This is a genomic window from Amycolatopsis australiensis, assembly GCF_900119165.1.
GTDB lineage: Bacteria > Actinomycetota > Actinomycetes > Mycobacteriales > Pseudonocardiaceae > Amycolatopsis > Amycolatopsis australiensis.
The window spans coordinates 5,168,103-5,193,917 of the sequence record NZ_FPJG01000006.1; the positions used below are offsets into that span (position 1 = coordinate 5,168,103).

26 protein-coding genes and 1 tRNA gene are annotated in these 25,815 nt (G+C 72.9%); 21 read left to right on the forward strand and 6 right to left on the reverse strand.

The features are described from left to right. The first annotated feature begins 526 nt into the window (after window positions 1-526). The 20 genes from BT341_RS45485 to BT341_RS25610 all read left to right on the forward strand — a co-directional run bounded on the left by BT341_RS45485 (window position 527) and on the right by BT341_RS25610 (window position 16,804). A complete protein-coding gene (locus BT341_RS45485) occupies window positions 527-1,426 on the forward strand; it encodes a hypothetical protein (protein ID WP_177328894.1) in 900 nt (299 codons plus the stop codon). After that, window positions 1,426-2,889 carry an amino acid adenylation domain-containing protein gene (locus tag BT341_RS45490; protein ID WP_072478688.1) on the forward strand — a complete coding sequence of 488 codons (1,464 nt, stop codon included), beginning with the start codon at window positions 1,426-1,428 and terminating at the stop codon, window positions 2,887-2,889. The genes BT341_RS45485 and BT341_RS45490 overlap by 1 nt, the downstream gene beginning before the upstream one ends. Next, a complete protein-coding gene (locus BT341_RS25530; RefSeq protein WP_072478689.1) occupies window positions 2,886-3,134 on the forward strand; it encodes an acyl carrier protein in 249 nt (82 codons plus the stop codon). The genes BT341_RS45490 and BT341_RS25530 overlap by 4 nt, the downstream gene beginning before the upstream one ends. Beyond that, window positions 3,131-4,594 carry a class I adenylate-forming enzyme family protein gene (locus BT341_RS25535; protein ID WP_072478690.1) on the forward strand — a complete coding sequence of 488 codons (1,464 nt, stop codon included), beginning with the start codon at window positions 3,131-3,133 and terminating at the stop codon, window positions 4,592-4,594. Before BT341_RS25530 ends, BT341_RS25535 begins: the two co-directional genes overlap by 4 nt. After that, on the forward strand, window positions 4,591-5,808 hold the full coding sequence (locus BT341_RS25540) for a type III PLP-dependent enzyme domain-containing protein (protein ID WP_245805100.1): 1,218 nt from the start codon (window positions 4,591-4,593) through the stop codon (window positions 5,806-5,808). Before BT341_RS25535 ends, BT341_RS25540 begins: the two co-directional genes overlap by 4 nt. A 12-nt stretch (window positions 5,809-5,820) precedes the next feature. Continuing rightward, window positions 5,821-6,078 (forward strand): phosphopantetheine-binding protein, encoded by a 258-nt coding sequence (locus tag BT341_RS25545; RefSeq protein WP_072478691.1) that lies wholly within the window; start codon window positions 5,821-5,823, stop codon window positions 6,076-6,078. Next, entirely contained in the window at window positions 6,075-7,265 is a 1,191-nt protein-coding gene (locus tag BT341_RS25550; RefSeq protein ID WP_072478692.1) for an acyl-CoA dehydrogenase family protein, read from the forward strand. Before BT341_RS25545 ends, BT341_RS25550 begins: the two co-directional genes overlap by 4 nt. After that, a complete protein-coding gene (locus BT341_RS25555) occupies window positions 7,247-7,753 on the forward strand; it encodes a flavin reductase family protein (protein WP_072478693.1) in 507 nt (168 codons plus the stop codon). The genes BT341_RS25550 and BT341_RS25555 overlap by 19 nt, the downstream gene beginning before the upstream one ends. After that, window positions 7,750-8,370: a 4'-phosphopantetheinyl transferase family protein gene (locus tag BT341_RS25560; RefSeq protein WP_072478694.1), complete on the forward strand. Its 621-nt coding sequence runs from the start codon at window positions 7,750-7,752 to the stop codon at window positions 8,368-8,370. The genes BT341_RS25555 and BT341_RS25560 overlap by 4 nt, the downstream gene beginning before the upstream one ends. Next, window positions 8,367-9,347, forward strand: a complete 981-nt coding sequence (locus tag BT341_RS25565) for a hypothetical protein (protein WP_084742994.1) — start codon at window positions 8,367-8,369, stop codon at window positions 9,345-9,347. Before BT341_RS25560 ends, BT341_RS25565 begins: the two co-directional genes overlap by 4 nt. A gap of 19 nt (window positions 9,348-9,366) precedes the next feature. Beyond that, window positions 9,367-9,609, forward strand: coding sequence for an acyl carrier protein (locus BT341_RS25570; protein WP_084742995.1), 243 nt, complete (start codon window positions 9,367-9,369; stop codon window positions 9,607-9,609). Next, window positions 9,606-10,427: an enoyl-CoA hydratase-related protein gene (locus tag BT341_RS25575; RefSeq protein ID WP_072478696.1), complete on the forward strand. Its 822-nt coding sequence runs from the start codon at window positions 9,606-9,608 to the stop codon at window positions 10,425-10,427. Before BT341_RS25570 ends, BT341_RS25575 begins: the two co-directional genes overlap by 4 nt. Window positions 10,428-10,432: 5 nt before the next feature. Beyond that, complete coding sequence (locus BT341_RS47385; RefSeq protein WP_281256007.1) at window positions 10,433-10,564, forward strand: hypothetical protein; 132 nt, start codon at window positions 10,433-10,435, stop codon at window positions 10,562-10,564. 5 nt (window positions 10,565-10,569) lie between these two features. After that, window positions 10,570-11,115 carry a diaminobutyrate acetyltransferase gene (ectA, locus tag BT341_RS25580; RefSeq protein WP_218177774.1) on the forward strand — a complete coding sequence of 182 codons (546 nt, stop codon included), beginning with the start codon at window positions 10,570-10,572 and terminating at the stop codon, window positions 11,113-11,115. 44 nt (window positions 11,116-11,159) lie between these two features. Continuing rightward, window positions 11,160-11,798, forward strand: coding sequence for a LysE family translocator (locus BT341_RS25585; protein ID WP_072478697.1), 639 nt, complete (start codon window positions 11,160-11,162; stop codon window positions 11,796-11,798). Between the two features lie 69 nt (window positions 11,799-11,867). After that, window positions 11,868-12,857, forward strand: a complete 990-nt coding sequence (locus BT341_RS25590; protein ID WP_218177775.1) for an NAD-dependent epimerase/dehydratase family protein — start codon at window positions 11,868-11,870, stop codon at window positions 12,855-12,857. A gap of 12 nt (window positions 12,858-12,869) precedes the next feature. After that, window positions 12,870-14,099, forward strand: a complete 1,230-nt coding sequence (locus BT341_RS25595) for a DegT/DnrJ/EryC1/StrS family aminotransferase (RefSeq protein WP_072478698.1) — start codon at window positions 12,870-12,872, stop codon at window positions 14,097-14,099. Beyond that, the gene (locus BT341_RS25600) at window positions 14,096-15,190 is read left to right on the forward strand and encodes a serine hydrolase domain-containing protein (RefSeq protein ID WP_072478699.1); all 1,095 of its coding nucleotides are present in this window, start codon (window positions 14,096-14,098) and stop codon (window positions 15,188-15,190) included. The genes BT341_RS25595 and BT341_RS25600 overlap by 4 nt, the downstream gene beginning before the upstream one ends. Then, on the forward strand, window positions 15,172-15,462 hold the full coding sequence (locus tag BT341_RS25605; protein WP_143168647.1) for a hypothetical protein: 291 nt from the start codon (window positions 15,172-15,174) through the stop codon (window positions 15,460-15,462). The genes BT341_RS25600 and BT341_RS25605 overlap by 19 nt, the downstream gene beginning before the upstream one ends. A gap of 4 nt (window positions 15,463-15,466) precedes the next feature. Continuing rightward, entirely contained in the window at window positions 15,467-16,804 is a 1,338-nt protein-coding gene (locus tag BT341_RS25610; RefSeq protein WP_072478701.1) for an MFS transporter, read from the forward strand. 309 nt (window positions 16,805-17,113) lie between these two features. Here the strand turns inward: BT341_RS25610 and BT341_RS25620 are convergent. From BT341_RS25620 to BT341_RS25635, 4 genes are all read right to left on the reverse strand, one after another. Then, window positions 17,114-17,187 (reverse strand) — tRNA-Pro (locus tag BT341_RS25620). 230 nt (window positions 17,188-17,417) lie between these two features. After that, entirely contained in the window at window positions 17,418-19,631 is a 2,214-nt protein-coding gene (locus BT341_RS25625) for a glycosyl hydrolase family 18 protein (protein WP_072478702.1), read from the reverse strand. A 160-nt stretch (window positions 19,632-19,791) separates the two neighbouring features. Then, window positions 19,792-20,571 carry an enoyl-CoA hydratase/isomerase family protein gene (locus tag BT341_RS25630; RefSeq protein WP_072478703.1) on the reverse strand — a complete coding sequence of 260 codons (780 nt, stop codon included), beginning with the start codon at window positions 20,569-20,571 and terminating at the stop codon, window positions 19,792-19,794. A 2-nt stretch (window positions 20,572-20,573) separates the two neighbouring features. Beyond that, entirely contained in the window at window positions 20,574-21,485 is a 912-nt protein-coding gene (locus BT341_RS25635; RefSeq protein ID WP_072478704.1) for a PaaX family transcriptional regulator, read from the reverse strand. Window positions 21,486-21,632: 147 nt separating this feature from the next. On the opposite strand from BT341_RS25635, the gene BT341_RS25640 reads away from it, so the two are divergent. Then, window positions 21,633-23,270, forward strand: coding sequence for an ABC-F family ATP-binding cassette domain-containing protein (locus BT341_RS25640; protein WP_072478705.1), 1,638 nt, complete (start codon window positions 21,633-21,635; stop codon window positions 23,268-23,270). Window positions 23,271-24,043: 773 nt separating this feature from the next. On the opposite strand, the gene BT341_RS25645 is transcribed toward BT341_RS25640, so the two are convergent. Continuing rightward, on the reverse strand, window positions 24,044-24,865 hold the full coding sequence (locus BT341_RS25645) for a carbohydrate ABC transporter permease (RefSeq protein WP_072478706.1): 822 nt from the start codon (window positions 24,863-24,865) through the stop codon (window positions 24,044-24,046). After that, a complete protein-coding gene (locus tag BT341_RS25650; RefSeq protein ID WP_072478707.1) occupies window positions 24,862-25,809 on the reverse strand; it encodes a carbohydrate ABC transporter permease in 948 nt (315 codons plus the stop codon). Before BT341_RS25650 ends, BT341_RS25645 begins: the two co-directional genes overlap by 4 nt. Between the last annotated feature and the right edge of the window lie 6 nt (window positions 25,810-25,815).

Here is a 25,815-nt window from a genome sequence, read left to right on the forward strand (position 1 = left end):
AGCGGCCGCGGGGTTCGCCGAAGCGTGTGGTATCGCGGTGCCGGGTGCCTCGTCGAGGCGCAAGAGTGCACCGGGGGCCTCGGGCTGGTCGTAGTAGAGGTCCGGCCGGAGCGGGTATCGGTCGAGGCGGCGGGCGATGGCTGCCGGATGCCGTCGCCATACCACCCGCTGAGACGGTGCTCCGGGACTCCGGTGCGCCGACCGGGTGAACTGATCCGGGTGGCCGGGCCGAACGGACGCTCCGATTTGCTCCGTTCGCCGCACTGATTGCTGCGATCGCCCGGGTTTGCCGGCGCGGGGAAATGGTTAACCACCGTGGTTTCGGCCGCCCCATTGATCACCGCGTTGCGTTGCCCGACGATTTTGGATGCGGTACAAAGTAATTACACGCCGCTTCGACGGTGATGAATCAATCATTGCGACAAAATGTCCATCACTATCTGCTGGGGGCATTGTGACGGGTCGTCACGCCTTCGTTTCCTGTGCACACCTCATGGACCGGATCGATTCCGCTTACATGGATTGCGTGTCCGACGTCGTGGCTCTCCTGCTGGCCCACGCCGGTGTGGCCGACGTCCGCACTCCTTTTGTCTACCAGTGGGCATTCCGGGTCGTCGGCGGCACCGGCGGGGTGCTGGAGCCGGATCTGCCGCCGCGGGCGCGGGATCGCTCGGTCGCCCGGTTCGCCGGGCTCCGGCCGAAATGGTCGCCGATCGGCCCGGTCGCGGAATGCGTCGAATCGTGGCGGCACGAGATCGGCTGTGGCAATGCGGTCGCCGTCACGGCGGACGCCTATTTCCTGCCCTGGCTGCCGTATTTCGGAAAAGAACACATGGAACACGGATTCGTCGTCGAGGGCGTGGAAGGAGGCCGGGAAGCCTTGCTGCACGTCGTCGATCCCTACGAAAACCGGACCCGGTGGGGCCAGGCGAGCCCGACGACGACCAAGATCACCCTCGGGGACCTCGGGCACGCGCTCGACCGGGGCGCCTGGGGCGTGCTCGAGCCGTGCGGCCCGGCCGAGCCGCTGGACCCGGAGCGCGAGGTCCGGGCCAACTGCGAAGCCGTCCTCGCCTCCCACGCCGACGGCACGATGGCCGCCTTCGCCGGTCAGTACCGCGACCCCGACGCGGCGGCGCTGCACCGGCTGGCCCTGCAGAGCTGGCTGATCACCCGCGACCGGCAGCTGCACGCCCTGTGGCTGCGGGAACTGCCCGGCACTCCGGCGCCCGGCTTCTCCCGCGCCTTCGACGAGACCGTCCTCCCGCGCTGGCAGAAGCTGCAGGAAATCGCGTACGTCGCGATCCGCCGCGTCGAAGCCGGCCGCGCGGCGCCGCCGGCGGTGCACGCGGCGCTCGAAGCCGCGCTGACCGCCGAAGCCGAGCTGGCCCGAACCTCCCTGGACCATCCGGAAGGAAGCGCTTGATGCTCACCCACCAGCACTTCTTCGCTCAGGCCCGGCGCACGCCCGGCGCCGTGGCCCTCGTCGAAGACGACGGCGGGTCGATCACCTACGGCGCGCTGAGCCACGTCGCGGCCGCGCTCGCCCGGCGGCTCGGCGACGGGTCCGGCCGCGTGGCCGTGGTGAGCCGCAAGCGGATCGGCACGGTCGCCGCCTTCCTGGCGTGCCTGCGGGCCGGCCGCGCCTACGTCCCGATCGATCCCGCTCACCCGCGGGAACGCCACGACTTCGTTCTCGCCGACGCCGGCTGCTCCGTGCTGCTCGACGCCGAGGATCTCGACCTCGGCGCGCTGCTGGACGAACCGGACGGCGAACCGGCGCCGGTGCGGCCGGACGACGAGGCGTACGTGCTCTACACGTCCGGGTCGACCGGCACCCCGAAGGGCGTCGTCATCACCCACCGGAACGCGGCGGCGTTCACCGGCTGGGCCGCCGCCGAATTCCCGCTCACCGCGGACGACCGGGTCGCGGTGCACGCGCCGCTGCACTTCGACCTGCCGGTCTACGACCTCTACGCCGGGTTGCGCGGCGGCGCCGAGCTGCACTTGGTGCCCGAGCGCACCGCGCTCTTCCCGGCGGCGCTGGGCCGCCTGCTGCGCGAACGCCGCATCACGAGCCTCTACGCGGTGCCGACGGCGCTGGCCGCGCTCGCCCGCCGCGGCGGACTGGCCGCCGGCGACCTCCCGGCACTGCGGCAGATCCTGTTCGCCGGCGAGGAGTTCCGGACGGCCGCGCTCGCCGAGCTGATGGCGCTCGTCCCCGGCGCGGCCGCGGCCAACCTGTACGGGCCCATCGAGACGAACGTCGTCACCGCCCACCGGCTGCCCGGGCCGCCGGAACCGGACTCGCGGCTGCCGATCGGCCGGCCGGTCACCGGCGCCGTGATCGGCCTGCGCGACCCCGGCGGCCGGATCCGCCTCGACGGCGAAGGCGAAGGGGAACTGGTCGTCGCGGGCGACTGCGTGACGCCCGGCTACCTGGGGCGGCCGGACCTGACGGCGGCCGCGATCGTCCACTCCGGACACCGGCGGTTCTACCGCACCGGCGACATCGCCCGCCGTGCCGCCGACGGCTCGCTGCAGCTGCTCGGCCGCGCCGACGGGCTCGTGAAAACCCGCGGGTACCGCGTCGAGCTGGGCGACATCGAAGCCCACCTCGCCGCGCACCCGGGGGTGGACGGCGTCGCGGTCGTGGCGATCCCGGACCCGGCCACGACGCACCGGCTGGAGGCCGCGGTGGTCCCGCGCCCGGGCACCGACGGCGACGCGCTGCCCGCGGACCTGCTCCGCCACTGCCGCGCCCGGCTGCCGCACTACATGGTGCCGAACCGCGTCCACGTCCTGACGGCGTTGCCCACCACGAGCACCGGCAAGACGGCGAAGCGAGCGCTGGCCGAGGCGCTCGGTGTGGCCGGAGGCCCGCGATGACCGACGCCATCGCCCGGACGGTCGCCGACGTGCTCGGCGTGCCCGCCGCCGACGTGCTGGCGGCCGAGTCCCTGTTCGACCTGCCCGGCTTCGACTCGATCGCCATCGTCTCGGTCCTCGAACGCCTCGAAGACGACCACGGCGTCGAGGTCCCGGCCGCGCAGATCGTGCCCGAGTCGTTCGAAACCCTCACCACCCTGCGGTCGCTGCTCGCCGCCGCCCACCCGGAAGGAGCACACCCGTGACCCCGCGGTTGCTGCACGAACTGCTCGACCGGCGCACGGCGGCCACGCCGGACGCCCCGGCGCTCGCCCGCGACGACCTGCGCTGGACCTACGCCGACCTCCGCCGCCGCTCGCACACGCTCGCCGCCTGGCTGGCCGGCCGGGGCGTCGGCCGCGGGGACCGCGTCCTCGTCGCCGCACCGCACGCGCCCGACACCGTCGCGCTGCTGTACGCGGTGTCCCGGCTCGGCGCGGTCTACGTCGTCGTCAGCGACCGGATCCGGCCGTTCCACCTCGACCACATCCTCGCCGACAGCGAACCCGCGCTGGTGCTGGCCGCCGACTCCGCGGCCGAGACCGTCTCCCGCAGCACGGCGAAGGTGCACAAGCTGAGCGAACTCCCGGCGACCGGGACGGCCGAGGTCCCCGCGTCCCGCGCGGCCGGCGTCGACATCCTCAGCCTGATCTACACCTCCGGCAGCACCGCGATGCCCAAGGCCGTGGTCTCGACCCACGAGCAGGTGCTGTTCGCGGTGTCCGCCATCGCGGAACGGCTGGGCTACCGGGCGGGCGACCGCGTGCTCTGCTGCCTGCCGCTGTCCTTCGACTACGGGCTCTACCAGGCGTTCCTCGCCGCCGAAGCGGGCGCCTGCCTGGTGCTCGGCGACGAGGGCGCGGCCGGGCCGGCTCTGCTGTCCACTGTGGAGCGCGAGGCGGTGACCGTGCTGCCGCTCGTGCCCGGCCTCGGCGCCACCCTGGCCCGGCTCGCCGCCCGGGCCGGCCGCTTCCCGGCCTCGCTGCGCCTGGTCACCAACACCGGCGCGGCGCTGCCGGCCGCGTTGTCGGCCAGGTTGCGCGAGCTCTCGCCGGACCTGGACGTCGTGGCCATGTACGGCCTCACCGAATGCAAGCGGGTGTCCATCGAGGACCCGAACGCCTACCTGACCCGGCCCGGCTCGGCCGGGCGGCCGCTGCCCGGTACCGAGGTCCTCGTCCTCGACGAGCACGGCGCCGAGCTCCCGCCCGGCCAGGTCGGCCAGTTCGCCGTCCGCGGGCCGAACGTGATGGCCGGCTACTGGCGCGCGCCCGAGCTGACCGCGCACCGCTTCCCGCGGGACGCCTACGGCCGCGCCACCCTGCTGACCGGCGACCGCGGGAAGGTCGACGAAGACGGCAACTTGTATTTCGCGGGCCGCGACGACGACCTCTACAAGCAGGACGGGTTCCGGGTCAGCGCGGTCGAGGTGGAGGGCGCCGCGGCCGACGTCGACGGCGTCACCGAGGCCGCGGTGCTCCCGCCCGCCGGCGACCGTCCCGCCGTGCTCGCGGTCACCGGCGAGCTCGACGCCGCGCAGCTGCGCGAAGGGCTCGCCGAACGCCTCGAGCCGCACAAGATCCCCGACCGCGTCGAGGTCGTCGGCGCGCTGCCGCACGGCGTGAACGGCAAGATCGACAAGCGGGCCCTGGAGGCCGCCCTGTGATCACGCCGCTGCACCAGCGGATCGTGGCCCGCCACGGCACGCCCGCGTTCGTCTACGACCTCGACGCCGTCCGCCGCGCCCACGCCGACCTCACCGCCGCGTTGCCGAGTCCGTCCACGGTGTACTACTCGGTCAAGGCGAACCCGCACCCGCGGATCATCGCGCTGCTGCACGAACTCGGCTGCGAAGCCGAAGTCAGTTCGACCGGGGAGATCGACGCCGCACTGGACGCCGGCGTGCCGCCCTCGGCCCTGCTGCTCACCGGCCCGGCCAAGTCCACCGAGACGGTCACGCACGCCCTTTCCCGTGGCCTCACCCGCTTTTCGGTCGACTCGCCGGAGGACCTCGCCCGCGTCGACGCCCTCGCCCGGCGAGCGGACGTCGAAGCGCGGTGCGCGTTGCGCGTCAACGCCGACGAGCCGGTGCCCGGTGCGGGGCTCAGCATGACGGGGACGTCGTCGCAGTTCGGCGCGGACCTGTCGTGGGTGCTGGCCGAGACCCCGCGGTTCACCGGGTTCGCGCACGCCCCCGTCACCGGGCTGCACCTCTACATGGGCACCAACCTGACCGACGAGAAGGACCTGCTGGCCCAGTTCGAGGTCGGCATCGGGATCGCGGAGAAGCTCGCCGTGCTCTTCCCCGGCCTCACCGAGATCGACCTCGGCGGCGGGTTCGGCCTGCCGTACGCCCGGGCGGGGGAACGGCCGCGGTTCACCGGGCTCGCGGCGGCGCTGGAAACCCTGCTCGACGACCGCCTGCCCGCGTGGCGGGACGGGACGCCGCGCGTGTCCTTCGAGTCCGGCCGCTACCTCGTCGGCGACTGCGGGGTGCTGCTCAGCCGGGTCGTCGACGTCAAGGAGTCCAAGGGCACCCGGTACGTCCTGCTCGACACCGGCGTGCACCACCTCGGGGGCATGTCCGGCCTGCGCCGCATCCCGTCGATCTCGGCCAGCGTGCTGGCCGGCGGCCCGGTCGAGGACGAGCCGGTGACGGTGGCCGGCCCGCTGTGCACCCCGCTGGACGTCCTCGCCCGCGGCGCCCGACTGCCGCGCACCGAGGTCGGGGACCTCGTGGCCGTGCCCAACGCCGGCGCCTACGGCCCGACCGCGGGCCTGCTCGCGTTCCTCGGCCACCCCGCACCCGCCGAGGCGGTCGTCGACGGCGGCCGCCTGGACTCCGCGTCCCGCCTGCACGTGACCCGCCACCCGCTCTGAGGAGACGAAACCATGGACACCGAACGCTTCGACACGATCCTGCGCAAGTACCTCAAGAACCTCGGCCCGCAGCAGGAGCTGACCGCCGACGCCCGCCTCAAGGACCTCGGCCTGAACTCGATGCGCGCCATCGACCTGCTCTTCGACCTCGAGGACGAGTTCGGCGTCGAACTGCCCGACGAGGCCATGACCGATGACACGTTCGCCACCCGCGCGGCCCTGCTGGACCGTGTCCGGCAGGCCCGGGACACGACGGCGGGTGCGCGGTGACGGCGCTCGCGACCGCCGCGCCCACGCTCGCCGAGCGCACGGCCCGGGTCGCGGACGTGCTCGCCGAGCACGCGCGGGAGGTCGACGACAGTGCCACGTTCCCGGTCGCCTCCCTCGACGCGCTGCGGGAGAGCGGGCTGATGGGCCTGCTCGTCCCGGTCGAGCACGGCGGCCTCGGCGGCGACCTGGCCGACCTGGCCCGCACGGCAGCGGAGCTCGGCGGCGCCTGCCTGTCGACGGCGATGATCTGGGCGATGCACGGCCAGCAGGTCGCGGCGATCGCCGCGCACGCCGGGCCGCGGCTGCGCGCGGACCTGCTGCCGCGGATCGCCCGCGGCGAGGTCTACGTCGCCTCGGTCACCAGTGAACGCGGCAAGGGCGGCCACCTGCTCACCGCCGAGGCGCCGCTGCGCCCCGAAGGCGACCGGCTCCGCATCGAGCGCGACGCCCCGATCGTGACCGGCGGCGCGGTCGCCGACGGCTTCCTCGTCACGATGCGCGCGTCGCCCGAGGCCGGCCACGACGACGTCTCGCTCGTCTACGCCGACCGCGGTCAGCTCACGGCCACCCCCGGCCGCGGCGGCTGGAACCCGATGGGCATGCGCGGCACGCACAGCGTCCCGCTGCGGATCACCGGCGACGTCCCGGCGGACCAGCTCGTCGGCGCTCCGGGCGGGTTCCGCGCGGTGGCCACCCGCACTTTCGTGCCCGCCGGGCACATCGGGTGGGCCGCCTGCTGGCTCGGCGCCGCGCGCGGCGCGCTGAGCATGGTCCTCGGGATGATCCGCGATCCGCGCACCCGGGGCTCGTTCGACCCGTCGTCGGAGCTGCTGCGCCGGCGCCTGGCCCGGGCCCGGCTCGACCTCGACACCGTCGCGGCCCTGCTGGCGCAGGCGATCCGCGACGCGGCCGACGCAACCGACCCCGAAGCGCCGGCCGTGCAGCTGCGGCTGAACGGCCTGAAGGTGCACGCGGCCGAGCGCTGCTCCGCCGTGGTCGACGAGCTCGTCGAGCTCACCGGCCTGCGGCACGGGTACATGCGGGACTCGGCGCTGCCGCTGGAGCGGGTCCACCGCGACCTGCGCTCGGCGAGCCTGAACTACGCGAACGACCGGCTCTACGACGCCAACGGGGCGATCGCCCTGCTGGACCGGGACGTGACGCTGGCGTGGGCGGGACGGCCGTGACCGCGCCGGCCGGGCTGACCGGCGACCAGCTGGCCCACCGCAGCCTGATGGCGCAGTGGCCGACCGGCGCCACCATCGTGTCCACTTCGGACGGTGAGGGGCCCGCGGGGTGCACGGTCAGCGCGATGATGTCCCTTTCGGACACCCCGCCGCTGGTGGTCGTCTCGCTGCTGGCCCGTGGCGCGACGCTGGCGGCGATCCGGCGGGCGGGCCGGTTCGCGATCACGGTGCTCAGCTCGGCCCAGGCCCGGCTGTGCGCCGACTTCGCGCGGCTGCCGGTGACCGAGCGCTTCTCGGCCACCGACCTGCGCGAGGTGGACGGGCTGCCGCTGCCGACCGGCGGGGTCGCCGCACTGACCTGCGAGCTCGCCGACGAGCTGCCCTACGCCGACCACGTGCTGCTGGTCGGGGCGCCGACCTGGACGGAGATCCGGGAGGACCGGGACCCGCTCGTGGTGCACCGGCGCGAGCTGAAGGCCGTGCGGTGACCGCCGTCGAAGTCGCCGGCGGGGTGCACCTGGCGGCCGCGCCGGCCGACGAAGCACTGGCCGCGCTGCCGGTGCCGGAGTGGGCGACGCGGGAGGCGCGTGGCCTGGCGCCGCGCCGGGCCCGCGAATACCTGGCCGTTCGCGCGCTCTACGCCCACCTGGTGACCGAGGTCGACGGTGGGCCGGCGAGCCCGCTGGCCCGGACCGCCCGCGGCGCGCCGGTGGTGCCCGGACGGCCGGGCCTGCGGGTCAGCCTCGCCCATTCCGACGAAGTCGTCGCCGTGGCGCTAGGCCGCGGCCGGGCGGTCGGGGTGGACGTCCAGGACGCGGGCCTGCCCGGGCCGGCGATGCTGCGCCGGTGCTGCCCGGCCGAGGCCGGCCGGATGACGGCCGACCCGGCGGCGGGCGGGCGCGACTTCGCCCGCGTGTGGGCGGCGCAGGAAGCCTGCGTCAAGGCGACGGGACAGGGCATCGCGGGCCGGCCCTGGCGCATCCCGGTCACCGCGGCGGCCGTGACGGGCCGCTGGCAGGACCTCACGTGGACCCAGCTGCGCGGCCGCGAGAGCGCATCCGCGCTGTGCTGCGCGTTCACCGACCGGACGGAGGAGGGGCGATGACCGACGGCTTGAGCTGCTACACCGCGAATCTGGCGGCCTACCTGGAACACCACGGCGCGCCGGGTTCCGCGGACCTGATCGCCGTGTCCGTGCGGCTGGCCGTCGACCTGCGCCGGCCGGACGGGCTGGTCGCGGTCTCGCACCACGACCGCCCGCTCGACCGGATGGGTGACGGCACCCGCCTGACCTACCGCGGTCACGACGGCTTCGCCGGCTTCCGCGCCGACCTGGACCGGGAACTGCTCCGGCACGGGTGCGCGCTGGTGGTCGGGCACAGCACCCAGCTGCCCTGGGCGGCCCAGCGCGAAGGGACGGCGGCTCCGCACTTCCTGCTGGTCGACGGGCACGACGGCGACAGGTGGCACGTCGAGGACCGGTTCACCGGCCTGATGACGTCGGGCCGCCGGCAGGAGCCGTTCACCGGGTGGATCGCCGAGGCCGACCTCGACCGGCTCGCCCGGCGCACCGGCCCCGAACCGGCGAAGCACCGCCTGCGCAACACGCTCGCGTTCGGGTTCGAGAACCCGGTTCCCGCCGGATGCCCCTACCTGCTGCTGCGGCGGCAGTCGCGGCCGGTGCACCCCAACCCGCTGCCCGCGCCCTGGGTGACGGGGACCGTCGAAGCCCTCGACGCGCTGGGCACGCACCTGGCCGGCAGCGACGCGCTGGTCCGGGACCCCGACGTCGTCGACGACTGCTGGGCCGCGGCCCAGCACCACCTGTGCAGCCACCGGCGGCTGGGCCGGCACCTGGGCTTCCGCACCACGAGCGAGCGCCGGCGCGCCGCGCTCGCAGAAGCGGTGCGGTGCTGGGAAAAGCTGCCGCGGACCCTGCGCTTCGCCGCGACGTCGGCGTGGCGCGGACGTCCCCGGCCGGAGCTCGTCCGCGCGGCCTTCACCGAGCTCGCCGCCCGCGAGCACGAAGCCGCCGAAGCCCTGACCGGCGCCGTCCTCGTGACGGCCGGCGCCGGCGACTGACCGAAGGAGAACAGTGGACATGACCGGATCAGTGGCCGCGGTGGCGGACCTGCTCAGCCGGCACCTCGACGAACCCCCGGCCGCCGGGATCACCGCGGCGACCCGGCTCGAGGACGACCTCGGGCTCAACTCGGCCCAGGTGGTCGACCTGCTGTCGGAGCTGGAGGACCGGTTCGGCTGCGTCGTCGAGGACGACGACCTCGACACCCTGGAACGGGTCGGCGACCTCGCCGCCGTCATCGACCGGGCGGGTGCCCGGTGAGCGTCGCGATCGAAGCGCCGGCGGATCCGGCCGCACGGAAGTGGCGGACGCTCCGGGTCACCTGGCCACCGGGCGGCGACCTGCGCGTGACGATCCGGGGGACCGGCGCGGGCAACGTCCTCGGCGGCACGTTCTGGACCGAGCTCGCCGAGCTGCTGGACCTCGCCGAGGCCACCGGCCGGCCGGGCAGCATCGTCCTGGCCGGCGACGGCGGCACGTTTTCGCAGGGCCTGGACCTGCGCTGGTACCTGACGCGGCTGCGGCGCGCCGCCCGCGGCCGACGTGTCGGCGACCTGCTCGCCGCCGACGCCCGGCGGCTGCAGGACACCATCACCATGCTGGCCCGCAGCAGCCGCGCGGTGATCGCGGACATCGACGGCGAGTGCACCGGGGCGGCCTTCGAGCTGGTGTGCGCGTGCGACGTCCGGTACGCGTCGGCCCGCACGTGGTTTTCGCTGCCGGAGGCCGAACTGGGGCTGGTCGCCGACCTCGGCGGCCTGCAGCGCCTGCCCCGCCTGCTCGGCGAGGGCCTGGTCCGCGAGCTGGCCCTGGGCTGCGGCCGGCTCGGCGCCGCCCGGGCGGCCCGGATCGGCCTGGTCAACGGCACCCCGGCCGAGCTGACGGCGTTCGCCGGGCGGGTCCGCGTCCAGCCCCCGGCGGTCGTCGCCGAGCTCAAGCGCCAGCTCGAAGCACCCCACGAGCAGGAACTGGCCCGCGGCCTGGAGCGCGCGGCCGGCTGGAACACCGGCCACGCGGCCGACGGCCTGCCGGCGCGCATGCGGGCCCGGCTCGCCGGTGGCCCCGAACCGAGGAGGTGACCGCCGTGGCCACGACCGAGTGCGCCCCGGAGAACCGTGCGCGGCGGCAGGCCCGCGCGCCGCAGCACTTTCACGCGCCGCCCGGTGGCCCGGCCCGGCCGGGCGATCCGCGCACCGACGACGACCCGAGGAGGTGACCGCCGTGTCCATCACCACGCACGGCCCCGAACCCCGCGCCCTGCCCGGCATCCGCCTGCGGCGGCCCACCATCGCCGACGCGGTGGCCATCCACCAGCTAGTCGTACGGTCGCCACCGCTCGACGTCAACTCCGTGTACGCCTACCTCCTCTGGTGCCGCGACTTCGCCGCCACCTCGGTCGTGGCCGTGCGGGGGAACCGGCTGGCCGGGTTCGTCACCGGGTACCGGCCGCCGCGGGATCCGGCCACCTACTTCGCCTGGCAGTCGGCCGTCGATCCCGCGCTCACCCGGCCCGGCCTCGCGTTCGCGATGATGACCGAGGTCGCCGACCGCGCGCGGCGGACCGGTGCCCGCTTCTTCGAGACGACCGTCAACCCCGGCAACCGGGCGGTCGTCATGCTGGTCCGGAAGCTGGCCCGGCACTACGGCGGCGCTCCGGAGGTCTCGACGCTGTTCGAGAGCGCCGACCTCGGCGGGGACCACGAGCCCGAGGTGCGGTACCGGTTCCCGCTGCCGGCCCCCGGGATTGAGATCGACGGGACCGGGTAGCCGGTGACCGAGTGTGTCGATTCCGGTACGGGGAGGGGCGGAGCATGAGCATCGGGACACTGCTGGGGTTCGCGGGGGTCGTCATGGTGGCCTACGTCGTCCCCGGCCCCGACTGGATGGTGATCCTCCGCTATTCCGCCCGCGCCCGGCGGCGTGGGTTCCTCGCCGCGGCCGGGGTGCAGTGCGGCCTGTGCGTGCACATGGCCGCCGCCGCGCTCGGGGTGTCCACCGCGCTGCTGCACAGCCCCGTCGCATTCACCGTCCTCAAGCTCGTCGGCGCCGCCTACCTGGTGTTCCTCGGGGGCCAGGCGCTCTGGCAGTCGTGGCGGCGGCGCCACGACGACCGGCCCGCCGAACAGCCGGGCGAAGAGCCGGAAACCGAGGCCCGTCCGGCGCGGGTGTTCCGGCAGGCGTTCCTGTCCAACGTGCTCAACCCGAAGGCGGCGCTGTTCTTCGTCAGCGTCCTGCCGCAGTTCCTCGACCCCGCGGGTCCCGCCGCCGCGCAGGTCCTCGTCCTGGGGACCCTGGACATCGGCCTCGGCGTGCTCTGGTGGGCGCTGTTCGTGCTGCTCACCGCCCGGCTGTCCGGCCTGATGCGGCGCAGCGGCCCGCGCCGGGCCCTCGACCGGGTGACCGGCACCGCGCTCGTCGGCCTCGGGGTCACGCTGGTCGCCACCAGCTGACTGTCCGACTCCAGCGCTCGAGCCCTGGGCGCTCACTTCACGAGCCCATGTACTGAGGGGAAATCCGTCATGCTCACCGAACCCATGCCGTCGGGGACCGTCCTCGTCACCGGAGGTCTCGGCTTCGTCGGCCGGACCCTGACCGCGCTCCTGCGGGAACGCGGCGAGACCGTCGTCGTCACCGACGTCGCCGCGCCCGCCGCCGTCCCGGCCGCCGACCGCGGGAGCTACCGCCAGGCCGACCTGCGCGACCCGGAACAGGCGCGCGCCGTCGTCGCCGGCGCGGACCTCGTCTACCACCTGGCCGGCAACCCCAGCGGCACCCTGTCCGTGCGGCGCCCGTTGCTGGACTTCGGCATCAACGCCCAGGGGACCGCGAACGTGTGCGCCGCGGCCGCCGAGACCGGCGTCCGGCGCCTGGTCTACCTGTCCACGGCGATGGTCTACGGCCGGCCGCTGGTCGTGCCGATGCCCGAAACCCACCCCACCACGCCGTTCCTGCCCTACGGCGCCTCCAAGCTGGCCGGGGAGCACGTCGTGCGCAGCTTCGGCGAAACCTTCGGGCTGGAGACCGTCATCGGGCGGGCGTTCACCCTCTACGGGCCCGGCGAGGACCCGCGCACCGCCGGTGGCGAGGTCTCCCAGTACCTGCGCTGGCACCTGAACGGGCTGCCGGTCCGCGCGGTCGGCGACGCCGACCGGAAGACCCGCGACTTCACCCACGTCCACGATCTGGTCCGCGCGCTGCGCGTGCTGGCCGCCGACGGCGTACCGGGGGAGGCCTACAACCTCGGCACCGGCGTCGAATGCAGCCTCCGCAGGCTCGCCGAAACCATCGCGGTGGCCACCGGGCGCCCGGTGGACCTGGTCGAGGACACCGGCATCTCCGAGGACACCTACCGGCACGTCCCCGACGTCACCAAGCTGCGCGCGCTGGGCTTCACGCCGGCCACTTCGCTGAACGCGGGGATCTCGGCGCTGGCCGGCCACCTCGGCCCGGCTCCGGAACTGCCGTCGGTCCCGACGATCTTCAAGCCCGGCCAGCCCGTCGCGAGCTGAAAGGAGCCGCACATGACGCACTACCGCATCCCCCAGCACGGTCAGGGCAGCGGGGTCACCGGCGACGACGTCGCCGCGGTCACCGCCGTCCTCACGTCGGGCCGCCACCTCTCCGACGGCAGCGAGGTCACCGCGTTCGAAGCCGAGTTCGCCGCCTACACCGGCGCACCGCACGCCGTGGCCGTCTCCAGCTGCACGATGGCGCTCGAGCTGGCCACCCGGATCCTCGGCCTCGGCCCCGGCGACGAGGTGATCACCACGCCGCTGACCTTCCAGGCGACCGCCGCGCCCCTGCTCGAACGCGACGTCACCGTCCGCTTCGCCGACATCGACGACCACACGCTCTGCCTCGACCCGGCCGCCGTCGAGCGCGCGATCGGCCCCCGCACCCGCGCGGTGTTCACCACGCACTACGGCGGGCTCTGCGGCGGGATCGAGCGGCTGCGCGCGGTGACCCGCGAAGCCGGGGTCACGCTGGTGGAGGACTGCGCCCACGCCCTCGGCGCGGCCGCCGGCGGCCGCAGCGCCGGCACCTTCGGGGACCTCGGCTGCTGGAGCTTCCACTCGCTCAAGAACATCAGCACCCTCGGCCAGGGCGGCATGATCACCACCGCCGACGCGGGCTACGCGGCCCGCCTGCGCGATCTGCGTGCCATCAACCCCGACGCGGACTTCGTCCCGCGCCCGGACGGCCCGGACGCCACCGGGCGGCCCCGGCTCGTCACCCACGAGAAGAACGCCTACACCCACGACTGCGTCCGGCTCCGCAGCGGCGGCCTCAACGCCCAGCTCGCCGAGCCGGCGGCCGCCATGGGCCGCTCCCAGCTGCGGCGCCTCGACCGGCTGGTGGCCCGGCGCCGGGCGCTCGCCGAGCGCGTCGACGCGCACCTGCGGACCGTGCCGGGGATCCGGGTCGTCGAGACCCCGCCGGGGTACCGGCACGCCCACCACCTCCACACCTTTCTCCTCGAGGACCCGGCCGTCCCGCGCGACGCCCTCGCCCGGGAGCTGGAGCGGCGCGGCATCGAAGTGGTGCTCCGGTACTTCCCGGTCCACCTGCTGCCCGAGTGGCGCGGCCGCGCCCGGGTCACCGCGGCCGTCCCGGTCGCCGAGCGCGTCTGGTTCGGGCAGCTGGTGAACCTGCCGCTGTCGCCGCAGCTGACCGACGCCGACGCCGACTTCCTGGCCGGGTCGGTGGAAAGCGCGCTGACCGCGCTGCGCCGCGGGGCGGTGGTCTCGTGAGCGACGTCGTCCGCCGCACCCTGCGGCGCTTCCGCGACGAGCACGACGTCCCCGGCGTCGCGGTGTGCACCTTCACCGGCGCCGGCCCCGAAACCGCGGTCGCGGACGGGGTCACCAGCGCCGAGACGCAGCACGCGATGACGCCGGACACCGTGTTCCGGATCTATTCGATCGCGAAGTTCGTCACTGCCACGATGATCGTGTCGCTCGCCGCCGACGGCGTCCTCGACCTGGACGCCCCCATCGACGGCTACGTCGGCGGACTGCGCCGGCGGACCGGGTCCGGCAGCGACGGCACCACCCTGCGCCACCTGCTGAGCCACCGGTCCGGCCTGCTGCCGGACGCGGTGCTGCACGACGGGCTGAGCCGGGATCCCGGCGGCCTCGCCGCCGCGGTGCGCCACGACTACGCGCGCACCCCGGTGCTGGCCCGGGCCGGGGAGTTCTACGGCTACAGCAACCTGGGCGTCAGCCTGGCGGGACTCGTCGTGCAGGAGGTCACCGGCACCCCGTTCGCGGACCTGGTGCGGGACAGGGTGTTCCGGCCCCTCGGCATGACGCGCAGCACCCACGACCCGGCGGTCGCGATGACCTACCCCCTCGCCCAGCACCACCTCCCCGGCGACGGTGGCGGTTTGCGCGTCGACCACGGAGCCAAGGCCGGCACCAAGCACGAACCGTCGTCGCTGTGCTATTCGACCGCGCTCGACATGGCGCGGCTGGGCGCGCACCACCTCCGCGCCCGCGCCGAGCTCGGCCAGATGCACCTGCCGCACGCGGACCCGCGGCTGGACATCGACCTGCGCTACGGGCTCGGCTGCTACCTGTCGCCCGAAGTGCAGGGCATCCGCCAGGTCGGCCACGAAGGCTTCTACGGCGGGATGTGGGCCAAGCTGGTCCTCGATCCCGCGGCGGGGCGGGGCGTCGTGTGGCTGGACAACCGCGGCGAAGAGCTGCGTGAGCAGCGCTACCGCGCGATCCGCGACCTGTTCGACGGTCTCGGCCGCATCGACGCGGCCGGGCCCTCGGTCTCGCCGTCGAAAGCGAGGCGGTGCACGGCGAGTACGTCCGCATGGGCGCGCCGCCGCTGACCGTCTCCGGCCGCCCGGCGCTGGAGCTGACGACCGACGGCAGCCGGACCGTGCTGGTGCCGCACCAGCGGGCCGTGTGGCGCAGCGAAGACCGGTACGGCCCCGGCGCGCCACCGTGGGGACCGCACGCCGGAACCGACCGGATAGTGCTCGGCGCGACGGCGTGGCGCGACGGCTCGGTGCCGGTGGTGCACCTCAACGGGCTCCCGTACGTCCGGCGAGAGTGGCGGAAGCAACTGCGCTCCCGCACGATGAGCACCGGAGGAGCGTGAGCGGATGCGGGAACGCGGGGCTGTCCTGCTGCTGTGCCTGGCGCAGTTCGTCGACGTCCTCGGCGTGACGATCGCGGTGGTCGGGCTGCCGGAGATCGGCCGGGGGCTGGGCGCTCCGGGCGCGGCCACGCAGTGGGTGGTCAGCGGGTACGCCCTCCTGTTCGGCGGATTCCTGATCCCCGCCGGCCGCCTCGGTGACCGTTTCGGGCACCGCCGGAGTTTCCTCGCCGGCGTGGCGGCTTTCGCCGTGGCCAGCCTGGCCGCCGGGCTCGCGCCCACCCTGCTCGTGGTGCTCCTGGCACGGGCCGCACAGGGGCTCGCGGCCGCGTTCGTGGTGCCGTCGGCGTTCGCGTTGGTGCTGGCTCTCACCGAGGAGGGCCCGGAGCGGGTGAAAGCGGTGGGCTGGTGGACCGCGACGGCGGCGGCCGGGGGCGCCGCGGGGTTCCTGTGTGGTGGCGTGCTGGTCCAGAGTCTCGGCTGGCGGGCGATGTTCCTGGTCAACGTGCCGATCTGCGTGCTGGTCCTGGCGCTCGCCCCGAGCCGCCTCGCCGGCCGTGGCGGTGACGGCGGCCGCCGCGCGCCCCTGGATCTGCCGGGAGCGGTGCTGGTCACCGGCGCGCTCCTGGCCGGGATCGCGGCGCTTTCGGGCGTGGTCCCGGTGGTGCTGGCCCCGTCGGCGCTGCTGCTGCTGGGGATGTTCGCGGTGGTGGAGCTGCGGTCGGCGAACCCGCTGCTGCCGGGCCGTCTCGTCCGTTCGGCGCGGTTCTGCTCGGCGCTGGCGGCGGCGTTCGCGCTGACGTGCGCGACGACCCCGGCGAGCGTGGTGGCAACGGCGTTCTTCCAGACGGCGCAAGGACTTCCGGCAGGGCTGACCGGGGTGCTGTTCGCGCCCTTCAGCGTGGGTGTGGTCGTCGGCAGTGCAGCGGCTTCCCGATTGCTGAGCCGGTGGGGCGCCAGGTTGTGCGCCGGCATCGGGTTCGGCATCGTGGTGGCGGCGTTGCTGGTGGGCGCGGCAGCGGTGGCGGCCGGATCGACGGCGCTGTTCACGGCGTCGTTGGCGCTGTCGGGTGCCGGACTGGGCGGGGCTTCGGTGGCGGCGACCCACGCGGGCACCGAGGTGGTCGGGGACGAGCACCGCGGGATCGCGTCGGGCTTGCTGAACACGGCTCCTCAGCTGGGGTCGGCGATCGGCACGGCGGTGATCGGGGTGGTGGCGTTGTCCAGCGACCCACCGAAGCTCCTGGCCGGGATGCTGGTGGCCGCCGGAGTGGCGGTCGCGGGCACGCTGGCGGTAGCGGGATTGCGGGACCGCGTCGCGAAGGTGACCGACGTGCGCTCCTAGGCGATCGCCGGGGCGCGGCTTCCGGATCGGTTTCCGCGGTGACGCGGCCGTAGGCGTCGCGTTCGTACGGGGTGGTCGCGCCGAGCGGATCGACTTCGCGGACCAGCTGCCGGCCGTCGTCGAAGTGGTACGTGGTCCCCGCGCCGAGCGACTTGCGGTGGGCCGTGATCCTGTTCGGTCAAATTCGTCGGCATCGGGAGAGGCTCGAGTCAAGGTGTCACCGAGTGCTGTGCTAGACCGGATCGACACCCACGACCACAGCAAAAAGCGGGCCTCCGCAGCTGTGAGCTGCGGAAACCCGCTGTCCGGTCGGGCTGACAGGATTTGAACCTGCGACCCCTTGACCCCCAGTCAAGTGCGCTACCAAACTGCGCCACAGCCCGGACCCGCACTCGCCGAGTGCGTGAGAAGTACTCTAGCGTGCCCGCCAACACGCTCTGCAAGCAGGTCCCGTCAATACCCTGACCTGCGAAAATACGCCAAACCGGCACTCAAGCATGGTTGACTGCGTGCGTCAGCGTCTGGGTGTGCGTCAGCCACCCCGGGCGCGTAAGGGGCCGCCGAAACGGTCAGCCCGCCGAACGGAACCCGTTCAGCGGGCCGAACCCGAACGTCAGCCGAGGCCGTTGCTGACCGCGTTCATCAGCACCCCGGTGTCACCCGACATCTCCCACGCCATCACGCCGAGGAGGCCGCGCGACTTGAGCCACGTCGTCTTCTGCCCGATCGACCACGCGTCGTCGAACGTCCACCACTGGCCGCCGTTGCCCGTGTAGCACGATGTCGCCACCGCTGCCGTGTCGTGGTACACCGTGCAGCCCGGGACGCTCGCCACGAGGTTCGCGTAGCCGCGCGTGCCTGCTTCCTCCGCGAACTGGCCCGGTGCCGCGCCGTTCGCCGATTGCCACTCGCCGTTCTTGCCGCCGTCGGCGACGCCCTGCCAGCCTCGGCCGTAGAACGCCAGGCCCAGCGTCAGCCGCCGGGGATCGACGCCCGCGTTCGTGTACGCGTTGATCGCGTTCTCCACGCTGAAGTGGAACGCGTACGGGTCGTCCGCGTCGGCGTACAGGTTGCCCTGGTGACCGGTGCGGTTCGGCTCCCACGAGTTGTCGCTGCCCGAGCCGTGGAAGTCGTACCCCTGCACGTTCGCGACGTCCAGGTAGTTGAACACGCGGGACAGGTCCCACCCGGACGCCACCTTGTTCGGGTCCGCCGGGGTGAACGCGTGCAGCTGGTAGCGCTTGCCGGTGGTCGCGCCGTACCCGTCGAGCTGCGTGCGGAACTCGGCCAGCAGCGCCGTCAGGTTGTCCTTGTCGCTGGGGCTCCAGTGGTTGCCCGGGTGGCCGTCGGCGCTGGCGGGCCACTCCCAGTCGAGGTCGATGCCGTCGAAGATGCCCGCCGCGGTGCCCGGGCCGCCGGCGCCGCCGTAGGACGCGATGTTGCCCTTGATCCAGGTGTCGATGCACGACGAGACGAACTTCTTGCGCGAGGCGTCCGTGGCCGCGACGTCGGAGAAGTACTTCGAGTACGTCCAGCCGCCCAGCGACACCAGCACCTTCAGGTTGGGGTGCTTGGCCTTGAGCTTCTTGAGCTGGTTGAAGTTGCCGCGCAACGGCTCCCAGCCGGTGTCCGCCACGCCGTCCACCGACTGCGCCGCCGAGAACGGCCGGGAGTAGTCGGCTTCGGCGTCGCCCGCGCCGTCACCCTGGTTCGGGTCCTCGGGGTTGGACGTCGTGCCCTTCGTGACGCCGGACAGGCACGTCAGGTTCACCGGATCGATGTTCTCGAACGCGTACAGCAGGTGCGTCAGCTTCGCCGCCGCGCCGGTCGTTTCGAGGTTCTTCACGAAGTACTGGCGCCCGTAGATGCCCCACTGCACGAAGTAGCCGACTTTCGCGTAGCCCGACACGATGTCGCCGGTCTTGGCGGTCACGGCGTTGCTCGGCGCCGACACGTTGTCGTAGCCGTCGCGGGCCCGTACGGTGAAAGTGTACGAAGTGGACGGTGACAGTCCACTCACGACAGCGGACGTCGTGGTCACCGTGGTGGCCAGCGTCGACCCGCGGTAGACGTCGTAGCTCACCACGCCGGTGTTGTCGGTCGACGCCGTCCAGGCGAGCGAGACGCTGGCCGAGTCGGCACCGGTCGAGCGCAACCCGCTCGGCGCCGACGGCGGCTGCGTGTCGTCGGCCGGGTTGTTCGTCGTCACGGCCAAGGCCGCGCTGGCCGGCGAGGTGTTCCCCTTGCCGTCCTTGGCTTTCACCGTGAACGAGTACGCCGTGCCGGGCGTGAGCCCGCTGATCGTGGCGCTGGTCCCGGTCACCGAGGCGGCCAGTGACGTTCCCTGGTAGACGTCGTAGCCGGTCACCGGCAGCGAACCGGCCGCCGAGGCGTTCCACGCCAACGCGACCGTCTTGGTCGTCTTCGCGACCAGGCGCAGGTTCGCCGGCGCGCCCGGCGGAGTGTCCGGTGAACCGTCGCAGTTGGCGTTGTCGACGCGGCACTGCGTCGGCGTCGCGGCTGCGCTGAGCCGGAACGTCGGGCTGTACGGGTAGGTGTTCCGGCCGGGCGCCAGCGTCGCGATGTAGTACGCCGGGGTGAGCGTGACCTGGGTGCCGTTCTGCGTCACGGTCCCGTTCTCGCCGGTACTGGCGGTGACGCCGGCGGGCAGCGTGAAGGTGATGGCCCAGTTGCTCACGGACGCGGTGCCGTTGTTGGTCACGGTGTAGGTGCCGGTGGTGCCGCTCATCGCCAGGGTCGCGGTGAGCGAACCGGCCGCGGCGGCGGGTGGTGCGAGCGCCGCGGTGCCGCCGAGCGCGATCAGCAACGCGGCGAGTGCGGAACGTAGTCGGGTGGGAGTGCGTCTCATGGCGGTTCTCCAAGCGGCGCGATGCGGGGACGAGGTGGTCTAGACCACATCGAATGTAACCCGGTGCGGGGAGAGCCGCGCACGCCCGAACGGCGGCAACCGGTGGCCGAACGGACGGTTAACGTCCCGAGAAGGTCGCTTTCCCCGGCCCGTCGGCGAGAAAGGACTTCACGGCGTTGCGGAGATCTTCGGTTTCGAACAGCTCCGCCGCGATCGCCGTGATGTGCGCGTTGGCCTCCGCAACCCCGCCCGCGGAGAAGTGGTCGAGAACGCGTTTGGTCGCCGCGTGGGCGCGCGTGGGCCCCTCGGCCAGCTTCGCCGCGAAAGCCCGCGCCGCGGCGTCGAAACCCTCGTCGGGCAGGACGCGGTTCACGACGTTCCAGCGCTCGAGCGTCGCGGCGTCGTAGGTGTCGCCGGTCATCACGAACTCCTTCGCGCGGCCGACGCCGGCGCGCGCGGCGAGCCGCTGGGTGCCGCCCATCGTCGGCGTCAGCCCGACGACCTTCTCGACCAGCCCGAACTTCGCGCGCGACGCGGCGAGGATGACGTCGCACGCCACGGCGACCTCGAACGCCCAGGTCAGGCACAGGCCATGGGCGGCGAACACGGTCGGGAACGGCAGCGCGGCGATCCGGTCCGGCACCGCGAGCATCTCGTCGAAGAGCACCTTCGCCTCGGCGGCCGAGCCCTGGGCGTCGAACAGCGAGACGTCGACGCCGCCGCTGACGATCCTGCCCTCGGCGCGGACGAGCAGCGCCCGCGCCGGCGTTTCCTCCAGCGCGCCGATCGCGGCGGACAGGTCCGACTGCAGCGAAGCCGTGTAGAGGTTCAACGGCGGAGCGTCGACGGTCAGGACGGCGAGCCCGCCGTCACGATCGAGGCGGACCTGCTGAGTCATGTTCACCCTGCTTCTTCGGCGGCGACGATGTCGTCCCAATACTGCTGGGCTTCGGGGCGCCAGTCGACGTGTTTGTGATGGAACAGTTCCGCCGCCTTCGTCCCGCTCCACTTGGCGGGCAGCAGCTCGGCCGGCAGCTGCGGGTCGAGGAACGGGAACCGCCGCCACTCGTGCACCAGCTCGGTCTGCGCCCGCAGCACCGCCCGGCCACCCGTCGGGTGCAGGCCGGTGAACCGGTCGATGAAGTCTTCGTAGCGGTCCTTCAGCTCGGTCAGGTCCCACGACCGGGCGACCATGGTCTCCTGCTCGCCGACCTCGCCGTACGCGGCGGTGAAGGACATCGCCTGGGCGTCGAGCCCCAGCTCGCTGACGATCTGCTGCGCCTCCCGCTGCCGGCTCAGGTCCGGGCTGACCCAGACACCGGCGACCGGCGAGCCGAAGCCCGCCCAGGTCAGCCGCGTGCGCAGGCGGTGCCGCAGGTCGCGCTTGGCCTCCGGCACCGAGACGATGAGCATCAGCCACTGCCCGTTCCAGCGGCGTTCCTCGCGCCCGAAGGCGTAGATCCGTTCCGCGCCCTCGGTGAGCAGACGGCGCCCCGGCGGGGTCAGCGACCAGCGCACGCGGCGCCCGACGCGCTCGGAGACCACCCAGCCCTCGGCGGCGGACCGGGCCAGCGCCTGCCGCGCCGACTTCTCCTCGACGTCCAGGATGCCGAGCACCTCGACCAGCATCGACGTCCACACCGGCTTGTCCCGGGGCAGCGCGTACTCGCCGAGCACGGTCATCAGCAGCGACCGCGCGCTGGCGTGGCTGACCTCGCGGCGCCGGCTCACCGTGGGGCGCGGCGCGGACGGGCGGCCTTCCCTCGGTTTCGGCCGGCGGCCGAGGGTGACCGGGGGAGCGGGTTCGCCCATCTGTGTTCACCAGCCTCACTGCTCGGGAGTCGCGACAACCGAACAGGGTACCCACACTCAGTGATCAAAGCGCCACCGGACACACACAGCCGGTGGCTTTGACCATGATCTGACACCTCGGGGCGGCCCCGTAGACTCGGTTCCCTCATGAGCGCAACCCTCGTCGCGAAGGACCTCGCCGCCGGCCACGGTGACCGCACCCTCTTCTCCGGCCTCGACCTCGTGGTCGCGCCGGGCGACGTCGTCGGCCTGGTCGGCGCCAACGGCGCCGGCAAGTCGACGCTGCTGCGGACGCTGGCCGGGCTGGCCAAGCCGGACGGCGGCGAGATCCGCCTGAACCCGCCGACGGCGACCGTCGGGCACCTGCCCCAGGAGCCCGAACGGCGCGAAGGCGAGTCGGTGCGGGCGTTCCTGGCGCGGCGCACCGGCGTGTCGTCGGCCCAGGCCGACCTCGACGCGGCGACCGAAGCGCTGACGGCGGGCGAAGCGGGCGCGGACGACCGGTACGCCACGGCGCTCGACCGGTGGCTCGCCCTCGGCGGCGCCGACCTCGACGACCGCGCCGCCGAAGTGGCGGACGACCTGGGCTTGGCGGTCGATCTGGACCAGCTGATGACGTCCCTGTCGGGCGGCCAGGCCGCGCGGGCCGGGCTCGCGTCGCTGCTGCTGAGCCGCTACGACGTCTTCCTGCTCGACGAGCCGACCAACGACCTCGACCTGGACGGGCTGGCCCGGCTGGAGCGGTTCGTGTCAGGCCTGCGGGCCGCGACGGTGCTGGTGAGCCACGACCGGGAGTTCCTGGCCCGTACGGTCGACCGCGTCGTCGAGCTGGATCTGGTGCAGCAGCAGGTGAACGTCTACGGCGGCGGATACGAGGCGTACCTGGAAGAGCGCGAGGTCGCCCGGCGCCACGCGCGGGAGCAGTACGAGGAGTACGCGGACACGAAGTCCGCGCTCGAAGCGCGCGGCCGGATGCAGCGGGCGTGGATGGAGAAGGGCGTCAAGAACGCCCGCCGGAAGCAGCCGGACAACGACAAGGCGGCGCGTAAGTTTCGCACGGAGGCGACCGAGAAGCAGGCGTCGAAGGCGCGGCAGACGGACCGGATGATCGAACGGCTGGAGGTCGTCGAGGAGCCGCGCAAGGAGTGGGAGCTGCGGATGGAGATCGCCGCGGCCCCACGGGCGGGCGCGGTGGTCGCGACCCTGCGCGGTGCGGTGGTTCGGCGGGGCGGGTTCACGCTGGGGCCGGTGGACCTGCAGATCGACTGGGCGGACAAGGTCGCGATCACGGGCGCCAACGGCTCGGGCAAGTCGACGCTCCTGGCGGCGATGCTGGGCCGAGCTGTCCTCGATGAAGGCAGCGCGACGCTGGGTCCGGGCGTGGTGGTCGGCGAGGTCGATCAGGCCCGGCGGCTGTTCCTCGGTGACGTGCCGCTGGCTGAGGCGTTCGCGCGGGAGGTGCCGGAGTTCGCCGACGCGGAGGTTCGGACGTTGCTGGCGAAGTTCGGCCTGAAGGCGGCGCACGTGTTGCGTCCAGCTGCGACGCTGTCGCCGGGCGAGCGGACGCGTGCGGCGTTGGCGTTGTTGCAGGCGCGTGGGGTGAACCTGCTGGTGCTCGACGAGCCGACCAACCACCTTGACCTGCCGGCGATCGAGCAGCTCGAGTCGGCGCTGGACACGTACCCGGGGACGCTTCTGCTGGTGACCCACGATCGTCGGATGCTGGACGCCGTGCATGTCACGCGCCGCTTGGAGGTCGACGGTGGCAAGGTCCGCGAGTTGTGACCGCCGGTTATTCCCGCCGTGGCCGCTGTGATCAGTGCTCACTGCCGTGAGCGGTGCTCGCTCCCGTGGGTGGCTTGTGATCTACGAGTGAGCAGTGCTCTCGACTCGAAGCGGCGCTCGTCTTTTGGGGTGAGCGCTGCTCTCTGCTGTGGGCGCCGGGCGCGGCGGCTCGCGAGCAGCGCTCTCGCCCGCGCCGGGCGACGCCTGCCTCGGCGGTGAGCTGAGTTCCGGGCGAGGGCGCGAGGCACTCATTGCGCGAGAGCGGTGCTCTCGCCTGTGAGCGCTGATTGGCTAGCACTTGTGCGGTGCTCTCGCGTCTGATCGGTGCTCGCCTCGGCGGGCGAGCTGGCTTCCGGGCGGGGTGAGACCCCTCCTCGTACCGCGCGAGCGGGCGCCCTCACCTCGAGTCGGTGCTCGCCTCCGTGGCGGAGCTGGCTCTTGGGCTGACGCAACGCGCCTGTCGCGCGTAAGCGGCGCTCTCGCATGTGATCGGCGCTCGCTCGGCCGCATGTGATCGGCGCTCGCTCGGCGGGCGAGTTGGTTCTCGGATGGGACGCGAGTTCTCCGTGGCGGGTGAGCACTGCTCTCGGCTGTCGGCGGCGCCTGCGGCCGCTTGTGAGCGGCGCTCTCGGCTGTGAGCGGCCGCTGCCCGCCCGGGTGAGCGGTGCTCTCCGCGTGGAGCGGGCTGTTGCTTCAGCGCGTGAGCGGTGCTCTCGGATGAGAGCAGTCGACCAAGAGCGCGAGTGAGCAGTGCTCTCGCCGGAGGGCGTCGCTCAACCCTTCGTCGCACCTCCGGTCAAGCCCTTCACGAACTGCTTCTGCAACGCAAGATAGAAAATCAACACCGGCAGCGTCGCCAGGAACATCAGGGCGAACACGCTTCCCAGATCCGCCTGATACTGCCCGATCGACCGGTAGATCCCCGTCGTGATCGTCGTGCCCTGGCTGGGACCGAGGATGATCAGCGGGTCGATGAAGTCGTTCCAGATCCACACGCCCAGGAAGATCAACACCGACGCCGTTGCCGGGCGCAGCAGTGGGAACACCACCCGCCAGAACACCTGCATGCGGCTCGCGCCGTCCAGCAGTGCCGCCTCCTCCAGCTCCACCGGCACCCCGCGGATGAAGCCCGTGAACACGAACACGCCGAACGGCACGTAATACCCCACGTTGAACAGGATCAGCCCCTGCAGCGTCGCCATCAGGTGCGTCACCCGCAGGACGTCCGTGATCGGGATCAGGATCACCTGCGGCGGGATCATCAGCCCAGCCAGCAGCACGAGCGTCAGCACTTTCGTCCACCGCTTGCCCGACCGCGCCAGGTAATGCCCGAGCATGGCCGACAGCACCGTCAGCACCAGAATCGACAGCACCGTGACCACGATGCTGTTGGTCAAGCTGACCCAGAACAGGCCGTCCGGGCGGGTCAGCACCGCGTGGATGTTCGCCAGCGTCGGCGGCAGCGGCAGCGACGCCGGCTCCTTCGCGATCAGCTCGCCCCGCTTGACCACGTTCGCCAGCACCAGATACAGCGGCACGAAGAACACCGCGCTGACCAGCAACGCGACCGACGGCCGCAGCCAGGAGCGGGTCACAGGTCCACCTCCCGGCGGCGCAGGACATTGAGCACCACGCTCGTCACGACCGCCACGATCACCAGCATCAGCACCGCCATCGCGGACGCGTAGCCGACGTGGTTGGCGTCGAACCCCGTCTGCAGCACGTCGAACGCGATCGTCGCCGTCGCGCCGGAACCCGGGCCGCCGTTGGTGATCACCTTGACGTAGTCGTAAGTCTTGAACGCCGAGATCAGCAGCACCACCGTGTTGATCGTCAGCGACGGCGCCAGCAGCGGCCACGTCACCGCGCGGAACCGGCGCAGCGGCCCGGCGCCGTCGATCTCCGCCGCCTCCAGCAACTCCGCGGGCACGCCCTGCAACCCGGCCAGGTAGACGACGACGCAGAACCCGAGCATCTGCCAGCACACGATCGACGCCACCGAGTACAGCGCGACGTCCGGATCGGACAGCCAGCCCGGCGGATGCGCGACACCGAGCGCGCGGAGCAGGTTGTTCAGCGGACCCTGGTCGTCGAGCAGCCGCGACCACACGATCGAGACGACGACCGAGCTGAGGATCACCGGGGTGAAGAACACGCTCCGCAAAGCGTTGTACAGCCAGCCTTTCCGGTCCAGCAGCAACGCCACGCCGAGCCCCAGGACGTTGGGCACGACGACGACGATCACCGTCAGGATCGTCGTGACCTTCAACGCGGTCAGGAACTGTTCGTCGGTGAAGAGAAGCTGGTAGTTGCCGAAGCCGACGAACTTCACCGGCGGGTTGAACGGGTTGTAGTTCGTGAGGCTGTACCCGAAGCTGATCAGGATCGGCGCCATCACGAAACACAGGTACACGAGCACGCCCGGCGCGCCGAACGACGCGAAGTGCCACACCCGCGGCAGGACCGGCTTGCGACGCCGGCGGTGGGCGGGGGAGCGGCGCGCGCTCGGCGCCGCGGGCGGGGAGACGACGGCGGCCAAGGTGCG